The 15963-nt window shown below is 62.2% G+C and carries 12 protein-coding genes and 2 pseudogenes; 3 read left to right on the top strand and 11 right to left on the bottom strand.

From position 1 onward, the window contains the following. Positions 1-280 precede the first annotated feature (280 nt). The 9 genes and pseudogenes from KIO76_RS30910 to KIO76_RS09245 all read right to left on the bottom strand — a co-directional run. Positions 281-672 (bottom strand): annotated as a pseudogene (locus KIO76_RS30910) (transposase); the annotation flags it as partial. A gap of 354 nt (positions 673-1026) precedes the next feature. Further along, a pseudogene (gene pcaF, locus KIO76_RS09210) lies at positions 1027-2228 on the bottom strand (3-oxoadipyl-CoA thiolase). A gap of 131 nt (positions 2229-2359) precedes the next feature. Continuing rightward, on the bottom strand, positions 2360-3403 hold the full coding sequence (locus KIO76_RS09215) for an ABC transporter ATP-binding protein (RefSeq protein ID WP_213322840.1): 1044 nt from the start codon (positions 3401-3403) through the stop codon (positions 2360-2362). 9 nt (positions 3404-3412) lie between these two features. Beyond that, positions 3413-4216 carry an ABC transporter permease gene (locus KIO76_RS09220; RefSeq protein ID WP_213322842.1) on the bottom strand — a complete coding sequence of 268 codons (804 nt, stop codon included), beginning with the start codon at positions 4214-4216 and terminating at the stop codon, positions 3413-3415. After that, positions 4209-5042, bottom strand: a complete 834-nt coding sequence (locus KIO76_RS09225) for an ABC transporter permease (RefSeq protein WP_213322844.1) — start codon at positions 5040-5042, stop codon at positions 4209-4211. Before KIO76_RS09225 ends, KIO76_RS09220 begins: the two co-directional genes overlap by 8 nt. 69 nt (positions 5043-5111) lie before the next feature. Further along, a complete protein-coding gene (locus KIO76_RS09230) occupies positions 5112-6164 on the bottom strand; it encodes an ABC transporter substrate-binding protein (RefSeq protein ID WP_213322846.1) in 1053 nt (350 codons plus the stop codon). A gap of 142 nt (positions 6165-6306) precedes the next feature. Then, positions 6307-7113: an N-acyl homoserine lactonase family protein gene (locus tag KIO76_RS09235; RefSeq protein WP_213322848.1), complete on the bottom strand. Its 807-nt coding sequence runs from the start codon at positions 7111-7113 to the stop codon at positions 6307-6309. A gap of 75 nt (positions 7114-7188) precedes the next feature. After that, a complete protein-coding gene (locus KIO76_RS09240) occupies positions 7189-8241 on the bottom strand; it encodes an extracellular solute-binding protein (protein ID WP_213322850.1) in 1053 nt (350 codons plus the stop codon). Between the two features lie 125 nt (positions 8242-8366). After that, on the bottom strand, positions 8367-9149 hold the full coding sequence (locus KIO76_RS09245) for a carboxymuconolactone decarboxylase family protein (RefSeq protein WP_213322852.1): 783 nt from the start codon (positions 9147-9149) through the stop codon (positions 8367-8369). Between the two features lie 205 nt (positions 9150-9354). Here KIO76_RS09245 and KIO76_RS09250 point away from each other — a divergent pair, with 205 nt between their 5' ends. Then, the gene (locus tag KIO76_RS09250; RefSeq protein WP_213322854.1) at positions 9355-10155 is read left to right on the top strand and encodes an SDR family NAD(P)-dependent oxidoreductase; all 801 of its coding nucleotides are present in this window, start codon (positions 9355-9357) and stop codon (positions 10153-10155) included. A 4-nt stretch (positions 10156-10159) separates the two neighbouring features. Continuing rightward, positions 10160-10924, top strand: a complete 765-nt coding sequence (locus tag KIO76_RS09255; protein WP_213322855.1) for an SDR family NAD(P)-dependent oxidoreductase — start codon at positions 10160-10162, stop codon at positions 10922-10924. Positions 10925-11060: 136 nt separating this feature from the next. Here the strand turns inward: KIO76_RS09255 and KIO76_RS09260 are convergent, their stop codons facing one another. Both KIO76_RS09260 and KIO76_RS09265 read right to left on the bottom strand, forming a co-directional pair. Then, a complete protein-coding gene (locus KIO76_RS09260; protein WP_213322857.1) occupies positions 11061-12686 on the bottom strand; it encodes a GMC family oxidoreductase in 1626 nt (541 codons plus the stop codon). Between the two features lie 67 nt (positions 12687-12753). Next, positions 12754-14070: an MFS transporter gene (locus tag KIO76_RS09265; RefSeq protein WP_283771426.1), complete on the bottom strand. Its 1317-nt coding sequence runs from the start codon at positions 14068-14070 to the stop codon at positions 12754-12756. Positions 14071-14445: 375 nt separating this feature from the next. Between KIO76_RS09265 and KIO76_RS09270 the strand changes: the two genes are divergently transcribed. Next, positions 14446-15891: an MmgE/PrpD family protein gene (locus KIO76_RS09270; protein ID WP_213322862.1), complete on the top strand. Its 1446-nt coding sequence runs from the start codon at positions 14446-14448 to the stop codon at positions 15889-15891. The last annotated feature ends 72 nt before the right edge of the window (positions 15892-15963 follow it).

The raw sequence follows: 15963 nt of genomic DNA on the forward strand, positions 1-15963 counted from the left end.
ACCGCCCCCGCACGCGCGCCAGATCCCAGGACCGGCAGATACGCGCTTGTGCTGATTCCGCACCCTATTCGGAAAGAGCGCTTTTGGACAGGCGAATGTCGCCTCGCGAGGGGACCGATTTCGGTCCGCATGGACCAAGCCGTGCGTTAGTCAGCCCCAACATCCGTCCCCTGGGCAGATGCGGATCGACTTCGACATGATCAGAGATCTGGCGCGCCGCACCGGGCGAAGATGATAACTACATCTACGCCATAGCCCTCCTTTAAGTCGGTTCGAATCCCACTGTACCAGCCAACATAGTCTCCCGCGCCACCATAAGCCGCAACGCATGACCTATCCGCCACGCGGTCGGTTGGCTCACCCCGACGATTTCCGCCAAATGTAGCGAGGACATGCCTTTGTCCGATTGCATCAACAGCCACATGGCCTTCAGCCAAGCACGCAGGGGAGCTTTGTCGAATGCAGAGGCGTGTGCGTTGTCAGGGTGAACTGAAACCGGCAATCGCCGTTTGAGCATTGATACAGCCCTGGCCGGGCGCGTCGCTTGCCCATGCCCCACCGGCAATCGCGATCGAACTCTTTAGCCGGTGGCGGACAGACCCGACCATCCGGACATACCATGCCTTTCAACAATCAGCGGCAATGTTCCGCGTCGCGGAAGGCTGCAACCATCTCGTCGACGGTGCGGACGCTGGGCAGCGTTCGATCATCGTAGCAGGCATCCGCGTCTCCTCGGCGACGCCGAAGAATCGCATGCAAGGCCAAATATTTCAACGATACTGCTATCTTTGGTTGATAAAGGCCACGTGTCGCCGCGAACAGTTGTTTTGTTCCCCCCGTGAACGAGGACACCCATGGCCATCCGTGTCATGCGCCGGATCGAGATCGGCGGCCCGAAGGCGCCGAACAACATGGGCTGTACCGCGTCCGCGCCGGCCGGCCATGGCCCATCTACTCGAAGTGATCCGGCTGTCGTGCATCCGGGTAGGCGGACAAGCCGGATAGAGCGAGCGATGGTCGAGACGATCAGACCCGCTCCAACGCGACCGCCACGCCCTGGCCGACGCCGACGCACATGGTCGAAAGCGCACGTCTGCCGCCGGTCAATGAAAGTTCCAGTGCCGCCGTTCCGGTGATACGCGCGCCGGACATGCCAAGAGGGTGGCCGAGCGCAATTGCACCGCCATTGCGATTGACGTGCTCCGCGTCCTCGGCGATGCCGAGTTCGCGGAGCACGGCGATGCCTTGGGAGGCAAAGGCTTCATTGAGCTCAACGATGTCAAAGGCGGCCGGGCTAAGGCCGAGTCGCGCGCAAAGCTTGTTCGTTGCTGGAACCGGACCGATCCCCATGATGCGAGGTTCGACGCCGGCGACAGCACCGCCCAGGACACGGGCGATCGGCTTCAGGCCATATCGCCTTGCAGTTGCCTCGGTCGCTAGGACAAGCGCTGCTGCACCGTCATTCACCCCGCTTGCATTGCCGGCGGTGACGCTGCCGCCCTGGCGAAATGGCGTCGGAAGCTTTGCCAGGGCATCCAAGGTCGTGGCGCGGGGATGCTCGTCGCGCTCGACAACGACAGGAGTGCCCTTGCGCTGCGGAATCGTCACGTGTGTGATTTCCCTTGCCAGCCGCCCATTAGCCTGCGCCTCTGCTGCCTTCGCCTGCGAGCTCAGTGCGAAGCGGTCCTGATCTTCGCGGCTGACCTCGAAATCCTCGGCAACGTTCTCGCCGGTCTCCGGCATCGAGTCGACGCCGTACTGGGCCTTCATCACAGGGTTGATGAAACGCCAACCAATTGTTGTGTCGTGAATCTCGGTATGACGCGAGAAGGCCGCATCGGCCTTGGGCATGACAAAAGGTGCACGCGACATGCTTTCGACACCACCTGCGATCATCAGTCTGCCTCGCCTGCCTTGATGGCGCGCGCCGCATACACAACGGCGTCCATGCCAGAACCGCAAAGACGGTTGATGGTCGCGCCAGGGACGCTCGCCGGTAGCCCGGCCAGCAGCGACGACATGCGGGCAACGTTACGGTTGTCTTCGCCGGCCTGATTGGCGCAGCCGAAGATCACGTCATCGACAGCCTCCCAGTCCACGCTGACATTGCGTGCCATCAAAGCCTTGAGTGGAATCGCGCCAAGGTCGTCAGCGCGTAGGGAGGACAGCGATCCGCCGAAGCGGCCGATAGGAGTGCGGATATAGTCGCAGATGAAGACGTTCGTCATTTGCAAACTCCGGCAGATCAAGATCAACGATAGTCAAGAAAATGTGCATCTCGGTGCCGGTCAGGCCCTGCAATTCGTCAAAGCTCATGCCGGAAAGCTTCTCTCGCAGCGCGAAGAACAAGGACACGACGTCAAACGACAACCTTTATGGGCATGGAAACGAAGATCTCCACTTCGTCTCCTGGAACAAAAGCTGAATCACCAGGCGCCAAGCACTTAAAGCGGTGTTCTCCGACTTTAACCACATAGCGGATGCGCGAGCCTAGGAACACGCGTGTCTCCACGCGACCGGGTAAGGCTTCGCTTCCGCCGCCCACGCCCCGAAGCTCGCATTCCTCCTGCCGCAACGCTATCGTGCCGCTGTCCGCCGAACCGTCGACATCGACCGGCAGCCTGCCAGCTCCCTCGATGTGTGCCCAAACGCGTCCAGCGTTGCGATGCAAGTCGACTGGGATCAGGTTGGCCGAGCCGAGGAAGGATGACGCAAACTTTGTTTGTGGCTGCCTATAAATTTCGTTAGGCGATCCAATCTGCTCGATCTGACCGTCGCGCATGAGCACGACATGGTTGGACAGGCTCAGCGCCTCTTCTTGATCGTGCGTTACGAATATAGTCGTCACGCCGATGCGCTGATGCAGCTGGATGAGTTCCACCTGCATGTCCTCGCGGAGGCGGGAGTCCAAATTTGACAGGGGCTCGTCGAGCAACAGCACGTCCGGATCGGAAACGATGGCGCGGGCGAGCGCCACCCGCTGCTGCTGGCCGCCGGAAAGCTGCGAAGGCCACCTTTCGGCCAGATGATCGAGCTGGACCAGCGACAACGCGTTCTTGACCTTTTTGTCCTGCTCGTCGCGGGTACCGCGCTTACGCACGCGCAAGGGGAAGCGAACGTTTTCCCTGACAGTCAGGTGCGGGAACAGTGCGTAGGACTGGAACATCATCGCCAGATTGCGCTGCTCGGGCGGAATGTTCGTAACAAACCGGCCGCCGATCGAGATCGAGCCCGCGCTCAGGGCCTCAAGGCCTGCGAGGATGCGGAGCAACGTCGTTTTGCCGCAACCGCTCGGTCCCAGCAGGCTGACGAATGAGCCCTGCTCAATCTTGAGCGAGACGTCGCGCAGGGCTTCAAAACTGCCGAACGACTTGCGGACGTTGTTGATTTCGACATAGGCCATAGGATGTCCTTACGTGCTCGCAAATCGCTGTAGCCCGACCAGCCGGTCCGTCAATGCGATAAGCGCGACCGTCACCAGGATCATGAGCGCGGAGGCGGCGGCAACTGTGGGGTCGGTGTTGTATTCGAGCTGGTTGTATATCTGGATGGGTAGCGTCGTCAGATCGGGAGTCCGCAGGAACAGGGAGAGGACCGCCTCGTCGAAAGAGATGTTGAAAGCGAAGAATGCGCCGGCGGCGATGCCTGGCATGATCTGCGGCACCACGACCAGCCACAGACGCTGCAGCGCCCCGGCCCCCATCGTGCGCGCGGCTTCCTCGAGATGCGGGTTCAGTTCCGAAAGGACCGCGAGCGTTGTACGAAGCACGTAGGGGATGGCAATCACCGAATGGGCAATCCACAGCGCCGCAAACGACGCCTGTCCGAACACCGCACTCCACGCCATGAGCATGCCGAGCGCGAAAACGATGGTGGGAAGTATCAGGGGTGAGAGGAACAACAGCCCGAAGAGCTGGCCACCCGGCAATTGCCGCCGATGAATGGCGATGGCGGCCGAGGCCCCGGCCAGGGTAGCCGTCAGTGTGACGGCGACCGCCAGTTGCAGGCTGATGATCGTGGCGTCGCGAAATGCCTCGGACGACAATACGGCCCCATACCAGCGCAGACCGAAGCCCTGCGGCGGGAAAATGACGAACTGTCCTGGATTGACCGACACCGCGATGACGATGATCAGTGGGGCGAAAAGTAGGATCAGCACCGCCACGACGAAGACGATTGCCGCCGCAGAAACGAAAGCCGGAGTCGACTTAACCACGCGCGTTTCTCCTGCCTAGGTACAGCGTAGGAACGAGAAGTAGCAGGACGCCCGCAAGCAAGATGACGGATTGCGCGGCAGCAAACTGCCATTCGAATGTCTTGGTCGCCGATTCAAAAATGGAGGTTGCAACCACAGGAAGCCGTACGCCCCCGAGCAGCGCAGGCGTGATGAAGGAACTAGCCGACAGGGCGAAGACCAACAGCGAACCGGCGATGACGCCCGGGATCGAAAGCGGCATTACCACCGTTGCAATGCATTTGAAAAATCCGGCTCCGAGCGTGCGCGCCGCTTCCTCCAGCTTCTTGTCGAGCTTGAGCATTACGCCGAGTATCGACAGCGTCATGAAGGGCAACAGCACCTGGACCATGCCGACGACGATGGCGGTTTCGGTGTGAATGATCGTGAAGTTGCGCCCAGTCAGTCCCGCCGACCAGAGCAGGTCTGGAATCACCCCTCCGCGCCCCAGCAGGATGATCCAGCCGTATGTGCGCACCACGACGCCGGTCATGAGCGGCAGCATCACCGAAATGGTTAGCCAGAAACGAATTCCCGCCGACGCTCGAGACATCAGGTAGGCGAGCGGAAATCCGATCAGCACGCAGCAGATGGTCGTCAGCGCTGACACGCGTATCGTGCGCCAGGCGATGCTTAGGTAGAACGGATCGGTCAAGAAGCGGACGAATTGTTCGCTCGACAGCTCACCCCCGGCGTTGCGAATGCTGAGCAGCAGCACCTGCGCTATGGGTAGGGCGAACCCGGCCACCAGCAACACCGTGGCGGGAACGATGAGTGCCAGATTTTCCAGTTGTGAACGCGGTTGCATCTGTCTGCCTCGAAGCCGAAGATGGTGCGAACCGGGCCCGCACCATCTTCCGACCTTTTTGATCGAACTCTATTTTCCGATGAGCTTCATCCAGCGTTCCTTCCAGCCCGGAAGATTAGAGGCGACGGTCAGAGGGTCGACGCGGATCAATTTCGCCACAGCGGCCTCGCCGTAGACGACTTCCTCTGCGGCCGGTCCTTCGAGTTTTGTGGTCCTGTTGCTGGGGGAGTAGCGCATCTCCTCGGCCCAGCCCTTCTGAACCTCAGCGGAAAGCTCCATATCGATGAACTTCTTGGCCAGATCCTGGTTCGGACGGTTGGCCACGACGCTCGCCGTGAAGTAGGAGGCCGGAATGCCTTCTTCGCCAAAGACGAAGGAAACGGGCAGGCCAGCCTTGCGCATCACATAAGCGTAGTCCTGGCCAAAGGCGGCCAGCCAGGTATTGCCCTGCGCGAAGTTCTGCATCAGTTCATTGGGCGAGAACAACACGGTGGCGCGGTCCAGCAGGTTCTTCACCGCCGTCATGCCCGGCGTGACATCGGTCAGGTCGCCGCCGAATATGCGATTGTACATTAGGAACGCCAGCAGGCCGTAGCCATTGGCCATGTCGACCACGATGATCCGGTCGCGGAAGCGGTCGTCCCACAGATCCTTCCATTTGTTCGGCGGCGGCGACACCTGCTCGCGATTATAGACCAGTCCCATCGCCGACACCGAGATCACCGGGCCTTCGCCGCGGTCGAGACCGGTTGTGGCGAACGGATATAGATCCTTCGCGTTCGAGAGTTCCTCCTGCCGAATCGGCGACAGCAGCCCTTCCTCGGCGGCGATCGCCTCTAGTCCAGCGGTCAGGTGTACGACATCGAATTGTGGCGAGGCTTTCTGCGCCCGCAACTGCGCCAGCGCGTCTGCCGCGAAGATGGTGACGACTTGCACATCGACGTCATACTTCTTCGAGAACGGCTCAATGACGAGTTTACGATGGATTTTCTCGTAGTCGCCACCGAAGGAGGTGACGACGAGCTTGTCTCTCGCGAATGCCGGAAATGCTGCAAGAACCGACAGCGTAACCGCACCCAGTCCGAGTAAGGCAGATGAAAGTTTTCGATGGCGCTTGATCATATATTCCTCCCATTATGGGATGATCAAATGATTGGGTGTGCGGGAAAAGTCCAATCGCGTTTGGCGCTGGCATCGATAACGGGGCGGCATTGTTTCCGGCACATTTTTGCCGGCGCACCCGGTCCGTCGCTGCGTGATCGTGCTACGCGGTATAGTGTGCGTCAGCATCCAGCCGGACAGCGACGCCGGTCAGTTCGCGTGACAGCGGCGGGTAGATGGCCATAACCTTGGCGTCGTGCCCGGGAACGATAAAGTCGATCGCAACAGCGCTTTGCAGCAACTGGTCATAGGCCGCAAGCGTGTCGGATAAGTCGTGCATGATGTAGAAGGGCCGGCGTGTCGTAATGTTCTCGTAGAACACCGCAGCATCGGAAGCGATGACCACCCATCCGCGTCGCGTGTGCACGCGCACGAACTGGAGGCCAATCGAATGGCCGCCGACAAGGTGTGTGGTGATGCCGGGCGCGATCTCGGCTTGGCCCTCATAGAGCATCAAGCGCTTTTGGAAATTGAGTTCCACCAGATGCTTGATGTCTTCTAACTCGAATCCGAGCGCGACCCTGTCTTCCCTGACCGAGGGTCCCGTGGCGTGCCGGAACTCAGAGAGCTGGACATGAAACGTGGCGTGGGGAAACTTGTCGAGATTGCCGCAATGGTCGTAGTGGAGGTGGGTGAGAACCACATGGTTCACATGCAGCGGATCGATCCCTGCGGCACGCATTCCGTCGACCGGGTTGCGCAGCAGGCGGCGTCCGCGCTTGGTGGCGGTATGGTGCGAATAGCCGGTGTCGATGACACAGATCAGATTGCCACGGCGCGCAACCCAGACGTAGTAGTCCATGTCGAACACTGTTTCGTCCGTTTCCCCGATGAAGACATCACAGCGCTTCACCCGGCGCGTGGCATAGCGGATCGCCAGCAGTTCATATTCAGGGAGTTTATTGAGCATGATCTCGCCTAGGGGACACGCCGATGGCGCGCGGGCTGTATTGCCTGCGCGTCATCAGCCGGATTGATGGACCGATCAGCTCTTCGTCACGCGCCTCTTCCAATCCTCGACCCAGCGGGGGAGATTCTCGGCGATACCCAGCGGCTCGAAGCGGACCAGCTTTGCAACCTCTTCGTCGCCGTAGACGAGAAGCTTCGCCAGGTTGGGATCGAGCTGGACCGTCTTGTTGCTGGGCGAGTAGCGCATCTCGCGCGCCCACATTTCCTGGACCTCCTTCGACAGTTCGAAGTCGATGAACTTGCGAGCGAGATCCTGGTTGGGCCGCCCAGCCACCAGGTTTGCGGTCAGGAACGAACCAGCGGTCCCTTCCTCAGGCTTGACGAAGTCGACCGGCAGGCCGGCCTTCGACATCACGTATATGTAGTCCTGGGAGAATGCAGAGAGCCAACAATTGCCCTGAGCGACACTGGCCTGGAGCTCGGGCGTGGTGGAGACCAGCGTCGCCTTGTCAAGGATCTGCTCGACAGTCTTCAGGCCCGGCTCGATGTTGTTCAGGTCGCCACCGCTCACCTTATTGATCATCAGGAACGACAGCAGGCCATATCCGTTCGTCGCAATGTCAACGAGCACGCGGTTGTCCGGCGCTTTGCCGCTCCACAAGTCCGACCATTTGGTCGGCCGCTCCATCTTGTCCTTGTTGTAGAGCAGGCCAACGGCAGCCACCAGCATCACCGGGCCTTCGCCACGCGCAAGGCCGGTCGCTCCGAAGGCATAGAGATTCTTTATGTTGGGCACTTCATCGGCCGTCATCGGAGTCAACAGACCTTCACGGGCGGCGATCGCCTCGTGCCCGGCCGAAAAGTGGACAACGTCGATCTGAGGGGCAGCCTTCTGCGCCCGCAAAGACGCCAGCGCGTCGGCGGAATAGCTGGTGACCACCTGGACCTGAACGTTGTACTTCTTCTCGAATGGCTCAATGACGTTCTTGCGATGGAGCTTTTCGAACTCGCCACCGAACGAAGTAACGACCAGTTTTTCCTGCGCCGCTGCGCTGCCACATGCGAGCACGATGGCAGCAAAGAGCGCGCCTGCGCGTAATCCTTTTTGTATATATTGATTGTCGATCATAACGTCTCTCCTCCTGTTTAGTATTCTTGTCTACCATGTCTATTATTTGGGGAACCAAGAGCGATTCGCGATTGTCTAGATGGTGCAATGATATCGACTGAAAGCTCAGGCATCCGACGCAGTCGTCAGGAGGAGGCCTCTTCGTTTCCTGCGCCGATTGCCTCTGCCCATGCCATCAGGCCGTGCTGGAAGCAGGAATGGCCGGCGGGCGAGATGAGAAGCTCGAGGCCCTCGAGGATTTCGCGTGGCTCGTAGCCGCCATCGATCGCTCTGCGCACCTCGTCCGAGATCTGGCTCGTGGGCGCCTTCAGGACCGTGAGGATGACGGCGCTCAGGAGCGCCTTCGTGCGCGCATCGAGCGCCCGCGGCGCGTCGTAGACCGAATGCCTCAAGGCATCCAGCGCGGCGCGCGTGTTGGGATCGATCAGATCGTCAAGATCGGGATATGCCATTGGGAAGTGCCCATTCTGAATCGCGGCTGACGGTATCGCCCGGCCCGAGAAGGCCGGCAGGACGTCCCCGTTTCTCGGCTGCACGCCGCGCAGCGCCGACATCGCCCGCAGGAACGCCGCCTGGCCCGCCTGCCACCCCACCACCAGCATGACGTCCACCATTTCTTCGAGGGTGACGCCGAGGCGGAAGGCTTTGGAGATGTGGGACTGGACCAGCGGCGTCTGCGCGTTGAGCGCGACGAAACCCGCAACGACCAGGATCTCCTTCGTACGTGCGGAAAGATTGCGCTGCTCGACATACATGGCCAGGCCCACCGCATCGATGAGCTTCAGGACGGGAAGGTCGTATTCGGCCAGGACGTGGTGGAACGGATGGACGTAACCACGCGATCGCGCGAAAGCAGACAGGAAGGCCTGCTTCTCGGCCTCTTGTGATTCGGTGTGGATCGTCGCCATTTATCGCCGCCGATGTAGGTCCGCAATGAATGCGCTGTTCAGGCCGGTGAAGGCCAATACCGATTTTCAATCGAGGCGATGCCGACGACGAAGACGTGGGCGCGCAATGCCTCGCGGCTATTGCAAGGATGCCGACACGGTCATACCAGCCGCGCCCGCAGGCGTGATAGCAATCCGCCCAGAATGATGGGGAAGCGAGGCAGTAATGGCAGGTAGCCAGCGCGGCGTGACGGGAGACGACACCCCGGCTCCGTTCGCGGTCGTCACCGGGGGCGCGCACGGCATCGGACGCGCCATCGCAGACCGTCTCGCCGACCATGGCTATCGCGTCATGGTGGCCGACAGGGACGGGCCGGGGGCGGTCCGTGCCGCGTCCGAGCTGGCGGGACCGCAATCGCATGCAGCCTTCGAACTCGACATCGGCCTGCCCGAAACCGCCGCGCGACTGGCGGCGGAAATCGAGGCGCTTGGCGCCGTTCCCCGCCTGCTGGTCAACAATGCCGGCCTCTCCATACCCGGCGCGCTCCTGGACTATCGCGACGAGGAGTGGGACCTGCTGATGCGGACCAATCTGACCGGGACGTTCCGGGTGACGCGCGCGATCGCGCCGATGATGCCGCCGGTCACCAACGGGCGGATCGTGAACATCGCGTCGGTACTCGGCATCACCGGCGTGGCGCGGCGCGGTCCCTATGCGGCAACCAAGGCTGGCGTGCTCGCAATCACGCGGACACTTGCGCTAGAACTCGCGTCGCGCGGCATCACGGTCAACGCGGTGTGCCCCGGGCTCGTCGACACGGCCGCGTCGCGAGCGATCCATACACCGACGTCGCGCGCGGCCTGGCTGGCGCACATTCCGATCGGCCGGTTCGTCACGATGGACGAAGTGGCCGATGCGGTTGCCTTCCTCGCATCGCCCGGTGCGGCGGCGATTACCGGCCAGGCTCTGGCGGTCGATGGCGGCATGAGTTGCGGCCACATGCTTCGTGAATTTGAGGAGGGTTGACGCTGTGGCGCAGACATTGGACGGACAGGTAGCGATCGTCAGCGGCGGCGCGAGCGGCATAGGGCGAGCCATCGCCACGCGGCTGGCGATAGACGGAGCCCATGTCGTTGCCTGCGACCGTAATGGCGCAGGCGCGGAGGCCACCGCGTCCGCCCTGCGCGGCACCGGGCTTTCGGCGATCGCGGTCGCGAGCGACATCTCCAAGCCGGACGAGGTGTCCGCGCTGTTTTCGGGCGTTCAAGAGAAATTCGGCAGGCTCGACATCATGGTTAACTGCGCCGGCTTTGCCATCATGAAGCCGGTCGTGGAAATGACCGTCGAGGAATGGACCAGCCTGGTTGCCACCAACACGTTCGGCTTCTTCCTGATGGCGCAGCGGGCGGCGAAGATGATGCTCCGGCGCCGGTCCGGCCGCATCGTCACCATCGCCACCGGCGCGTCCATGACGGGGATTCCCGGGCGTGGCGGCTACGGGGCCTCCAAGGCCGGGCAGAATGCCCTGACGCGCACCCTCGCGCTCGAACTCGGACCGTCAGGTATCACCGTCAATGCGATCGCACCTGGTCCGATCGATAGCGAACTGACGCGCCAGATCCACTCCGATGAGATCCGCGCCGCCTATTCGAAAAGCGTCGCCCTCAAGAGATATGGCCAGCCCGAGGAAATTGCCGCTGTCGTGGCGTTTCTGTCGTCGTCCGAGGCATCCTTCATCACGGGCGAAATCATTGCCGTCGACGGCGGCTTCCTGTCGGGTAGGGAACTGCTCTGAACTCGCTTGTCCTCGCATACGCCTGACGGCGGCGGCGACGAATCACGCATGAGTCATCCATAGCTTACCGACGGGCGTGAACCGAAGAGGCCGGGTTGCAGGACCTCAGGCGACGTTGCGAAGGTGCTGACCCTGCTCAACCAAGGTCGCCCTCGTAGGCGGGCAGCGGCTGGCGGCCGCGGATCATATCGGCCGCCTTTTCTGCAATCATGATCGTCGGCGCGTTGGTGTTTCCGGCCACGATCGTCGGCATGATCGAGGCATCAACCACCCGCAGGCCCTTGATGCCGCGCAGCCTCAGTTCGGCGTCGACGACCGAGGCCTCGTCCCGGCCCATTCGGCAGGTACCGACTGGATGGAACGCGGTCGCGCTACTGTTGCGAATGTAGGTCTCAAGCGACTCGTCATTGTCGACGCCCGTGCCCGGCTGCAGCTCCTCGCCGGCATAGTCGCGAAAGGCCGGCGCCTCGAATATGCGGCGCGCAAGGCGGAAGCCACGCATCAGCGCGTCGACGTCGGCGCGTTCCTTGAAGAATTGCGGATCGATCTGCGGATGGGCGGCGGGGTCTGCGGGCATCAGCGTGATCTCGCCCCGGCTCTTCGGCCGAAGCAGGATGATGGAGGCTCCAAAACCATGGCCCATGCCGACACGCCCGTTCGGGCTCTTGGAACCCGCCATGAACGTATACTGGATATCGGGACGGTCTAGGCCGGGCTGCGTCCTGATGAAGCCGGCCGCCTCCAGCGCGTTGCTGGCCAAAAGTCCACGGCGGAACAGGATGTAGTCGAGGCCGCTCCACACGAGGCGCGGCAGCACTTTCCACGAAATTCCGTAGGGACCGGTATGGTCCGTACGGTACTGGATCGAAATGGCCGCGTGTTCCTGGAGGTTTCGGCCGACGTCGGGCGAATGCCTTATCGTTTCGATGCCGTAGCCGCGAAGCCGTTCGCCGTCGCCGATGCCGGATCGCATCAGGATCGCGGGCGACCCGATCGCGCCGGCCGACACGATGACCTCGTTGCGCGCATTCAGGCGGCGTGTCTGGCCGTGCTGCTCGATCTCGACGCCTACAGCGCGACCATCCTCGATGATGACCCGCCGCGCGATCTGATTGAGAAGGAGATTCAGGTTGGGCCGGGAGGCCGCTCGGTTGTAAAAGGCACGCGCCACCGATTCCCGCCGGCCCCTGCGCTGGGTGACTTGACGATAGCCGAACCCTTCCGGGTCGGGGCCGGAAAAATCGTCACAGAACCTGAACTGAAGCGAAAGCGCCGCGGTCACGAACGTCCTGCTGACATCGTTGAACGATCGCAGGTCGCTGACCCGCAGTTCGCCGCCAGTGCCATGGAACGGCGACGATCGCCACACCTCGTTGTCTTCCGATCGGATAAAATAGGGAAGCACGTCGCGATAGGACCAGCCGCTGTTTCCGGCCTCTGCCCAGTCGTCGTAGTCGCGCGGGTGGCCGCGCATGTAGACCATGCCGTTGATCGAACTGGAGCCGCCGAGCACCCGGCCCGCCGGTATCGATATCCGGCGATTGCCGGCATGTTGCTGCGGCACCGTGCTGTAGAGCCAGTTCAGCCGCGGATGGCGGATGAGGCCAGCCACGCCGAGCGGGATGTGGATCAGCGGATTGCGGTCGCGCGGACCCGCCTCGACAATGCAGACCGTTGTCTGGGCATCCTCGGTCAAGCGGTTCGCCAGGACGCAACCGGCCGAGCCGGCGCCGATGACGATGTAGTCGAATGTCTCGCTCATGGATGCGTATCCCTGGTAAAATAGGATGCGGCCCGCTTGAAAGCGGGCCGCGCAAATGTGCCGGGCGCTATTCGGCCGGCGCCATGCCCACCTTCATGGCGGGCAGGCTGTCGTCCGCACCATCATCGGTCACCGCGCGAAGGAATGCCGTTTCCCGCATGCCGTAGACGGTGATCGCGCAGATGACGCAGGCGGTGATGATGAAGGCCACCGGCGCGAGCTGCGATCCGGTCGCCGACACCGCCGCTGTCACCGCCATGGGAGTGAAGCCGCCGAAGATCGCCAGCGCAAGTGCGTAGCTGCTGTTGATCCAGGTGATCCGGCGTGGCGGGAACAGTTCGACGATGGTCGTCGGACACGCCGCCGATATGAACAGCAGGGACATCGACATCGCGAACTGGCCGATCAGGTAGGAGCTGAACGTATGCGCGGTCGTCATGTTGAGGAAGACTGGGTAGCTCAGCACGATCAGGCTCACGCAGCCGATCATGATGGTTCGCCGCCTGCCAATGTAGTCCGACAGCAGACCGACAAGCGGGACGCACAGCGTGTATATGATAAAGATCGCGGTGCTCGCCATCAGCGCGCTGCGCTGGTCGATGCCGAGCACGCGCTGGGCATAGGTCGGCATATAGAACAAGATCAGGTAATACGGTGCGGCCCACGTGCCGGCGAGAAGGAACAGGCGCACAGCCTTGGCCCCCAGCGATTCCGGCGGCTGGCCGGACGTGTCGATGCGAACGGGGCGCAGGTGCTGCTCGGGTGCTTCGGGCGCATTGCGGCGAAGATACAAGCCGATGATCAGCAGGACGCCGCCGATCAGGAACGGAATGCGCCAGCCCCAGCTCATCATGTCTTCGGGCGTGAGCATCGCACTCAGACCGAAGCCGATGCCGGAACCTAGCAGCGCGCCGATGGCGCTGCCCATCTGATTGAAGCTGCCGAACAGGCCGCGTCGACCGGGGCCGGCCCACGACACCATGTAGGATGCCGACGGACCGAACTCGCCGCCGCCGGAGAAGCCCTGCGTCATGCGCAAGATCAGCACCAGGATTGGCGCGAGGATGCCGATCTGCGCGTAGCTCGGCACCAGGCCGAGACCGATCGTAGCCAACCCCATCAAGCCGAACGACAGAAGCAGCGCAGCCTTTCGGCCACGCACGTCGGCGAAGCGCCCCAGGACGACCGCACCAACCGGACGCGACAGGAAGCCCACCCCGAACGCCGCGAATGTGGCCAGGAGCGACGCCGTCGGGTCAGCCGAGGGAAAAATCTGAGCGGCTATGTTCGTTGCGACGAACGCGTAGACGCCGAAATCGTACCACTCCAGCATATGGCCTGCAGCGGCCGATAAAACCGCCTTCCGGCGTTCTTCAACATTCATTGTCAATCCTCCCGATAATAAGTATTGGCGTGCCCCCCCCTCGCGGCCTCATAGTCGCTACCGTCCTCCGCAATCTACAAGACGTCTTGATACCGAAGACCGGCGCGCCTCAACGGAGCCTGCCATCATTCGTCCCGCATTACGAAAGCGCCGGGAGCAAAACAGCGCTCCAGATTAGCCCGAGGTTCGGCCGCGTATTCCGTGGGAGCGATCGCTAACGGCGGTCGCGGGCTCAACGCGGGCAGCGTTGCCGTCGGCGGTTCGATGTATTGCGGACATGTGCGCTCCTCCCGCTGAACCTTTACCGGCTCCGTCGGATCGTCCCGGCAGCAACTCTAGGCTTATGCGCTTGCCGACATCAAAAACGGATGCGCGATGGAGCGTATCGCAAAAGAGTATTGTTATAAGGACCCGCCATGGAGGATTCTGGACAGGACAGAGGAAAAGACGATGAGTGTGACAGTCGAAGACAGAGTGGGCGGGCTTACGGAGGGCAGCACCGGCCGCCTCGCCCGCTTCGTCCTTGAAACCGACTGGGGCATGATTCCCGAGACGGTCCGGCACACCGGCGTACGGTGTCTCGTCAACATCGTCGGCAATGCCCTCGGCGGCGTGCAGGATCTCGCTATACAGCGGTTGATTTCCACATTGAGGCCGGTCAGCGGACCGCCGCAAGTGGCGATTATTGGTCGCCGTGAGTTCTTCGATCCGCCCAGCGCCGCTTTCATAAACGCCGCCAGTTCCAACGTGCTGGACTTCGACGACACGCACTTCCCGTCGGTGATCCATCCGAGCGCGCCGGTCTATGCGCCGCTGTTTGCCCTGCTGCAGCACGACGCCGTCTCGGGCCAGAAATTTCTGACCAGTTTCATTCTCGGCATGGAGATCGCCTGCCGACTCGGCTGCGCCGTCTCGCCCCAGCATTATCACCGCGGCGCTCATATTACCGCCACCTGCGGCGTCGTCGGCGCCGCAATCGCGTGCGGCAAGATGAGGGAGCTCAATATGGAGCGCCTGGTCTGGGCGATGGGCATCTCGGCGACTTGCGCGGGCGGACTGGTCGAAAACCTCGGCAGCACGGCCAAGAGCGTCGGCGTCGGCGGAGCGGCGCGCGATGGCCTGATGGCCGCGCTCTTCGCCGAGGCCGGCATCGATTCGTCGCCTATCGCGATCGAGGGACCGCGTGGCTTTTTGGCCGTGGGGGCTGACAAGCCGGACCCAGCCATGCTTACTCGCGATCTTGGCGAGGATTGGGAAATCGAGCGGAACGCACTGAAGGCCTATCCGAGCGGCGTTGTACTCGGGCCGGTTATCGATGCGGCGCTCGAGCTGGCGGGGAAAGTCGACCTCGCGCAGGTGGCAAAAATCGTCGTTACCGGGAATCCGCTTCTGCTCGAGCGCGCCGACCGCGCCCAGGTGGAGACGGGCAGGGAAGCCAAGCTCAGCATCCAGCATTCGGTGGCCTCCGCGCTGCTTGGCCGGGCGATCGGCATCGGCGACTACACGGATGAAGCTGTCGCCAGGCTGGATGTCAGGCGTCTGCGCAGCAAGGTCAGCGCCCGCCCGTCGGCCGATTTCGCCCTCGACGCCGCCCGGCTCGACGTGGAGATGCTGGACGGCACGACCGTCAGCGCAACGGTCGATCATGCGCGCGGCAGCCTGACCCGGCCGATCAGTGATGACGAACTCAGCGAAAAATTCCTGAGCCTGGCCCGATGGGGTTCGTCCCAGGTCAAGAACGACAGGCTTCTCCATACGCTCTGGTCCGTCGACAAACTTGCCGACATGCGTGCGATCACGCGGCTCTGCACGGCTGCCTGAGCCGCCCGCCGGCCTTTCAACATTTCCCAATCGAAAATGCGTCCTTCGCTTGGACGCGCGCAGCATAGGAAC

Source organism: Chelatococcus sp. YT9, from assembly GCF_018398315.1.
Classification (GTDB): Bacteria; Pseudomonadota; Alphaproteobacteria; order Rhizobiales; family Beijerinckiaceae; genus Chelatococcus.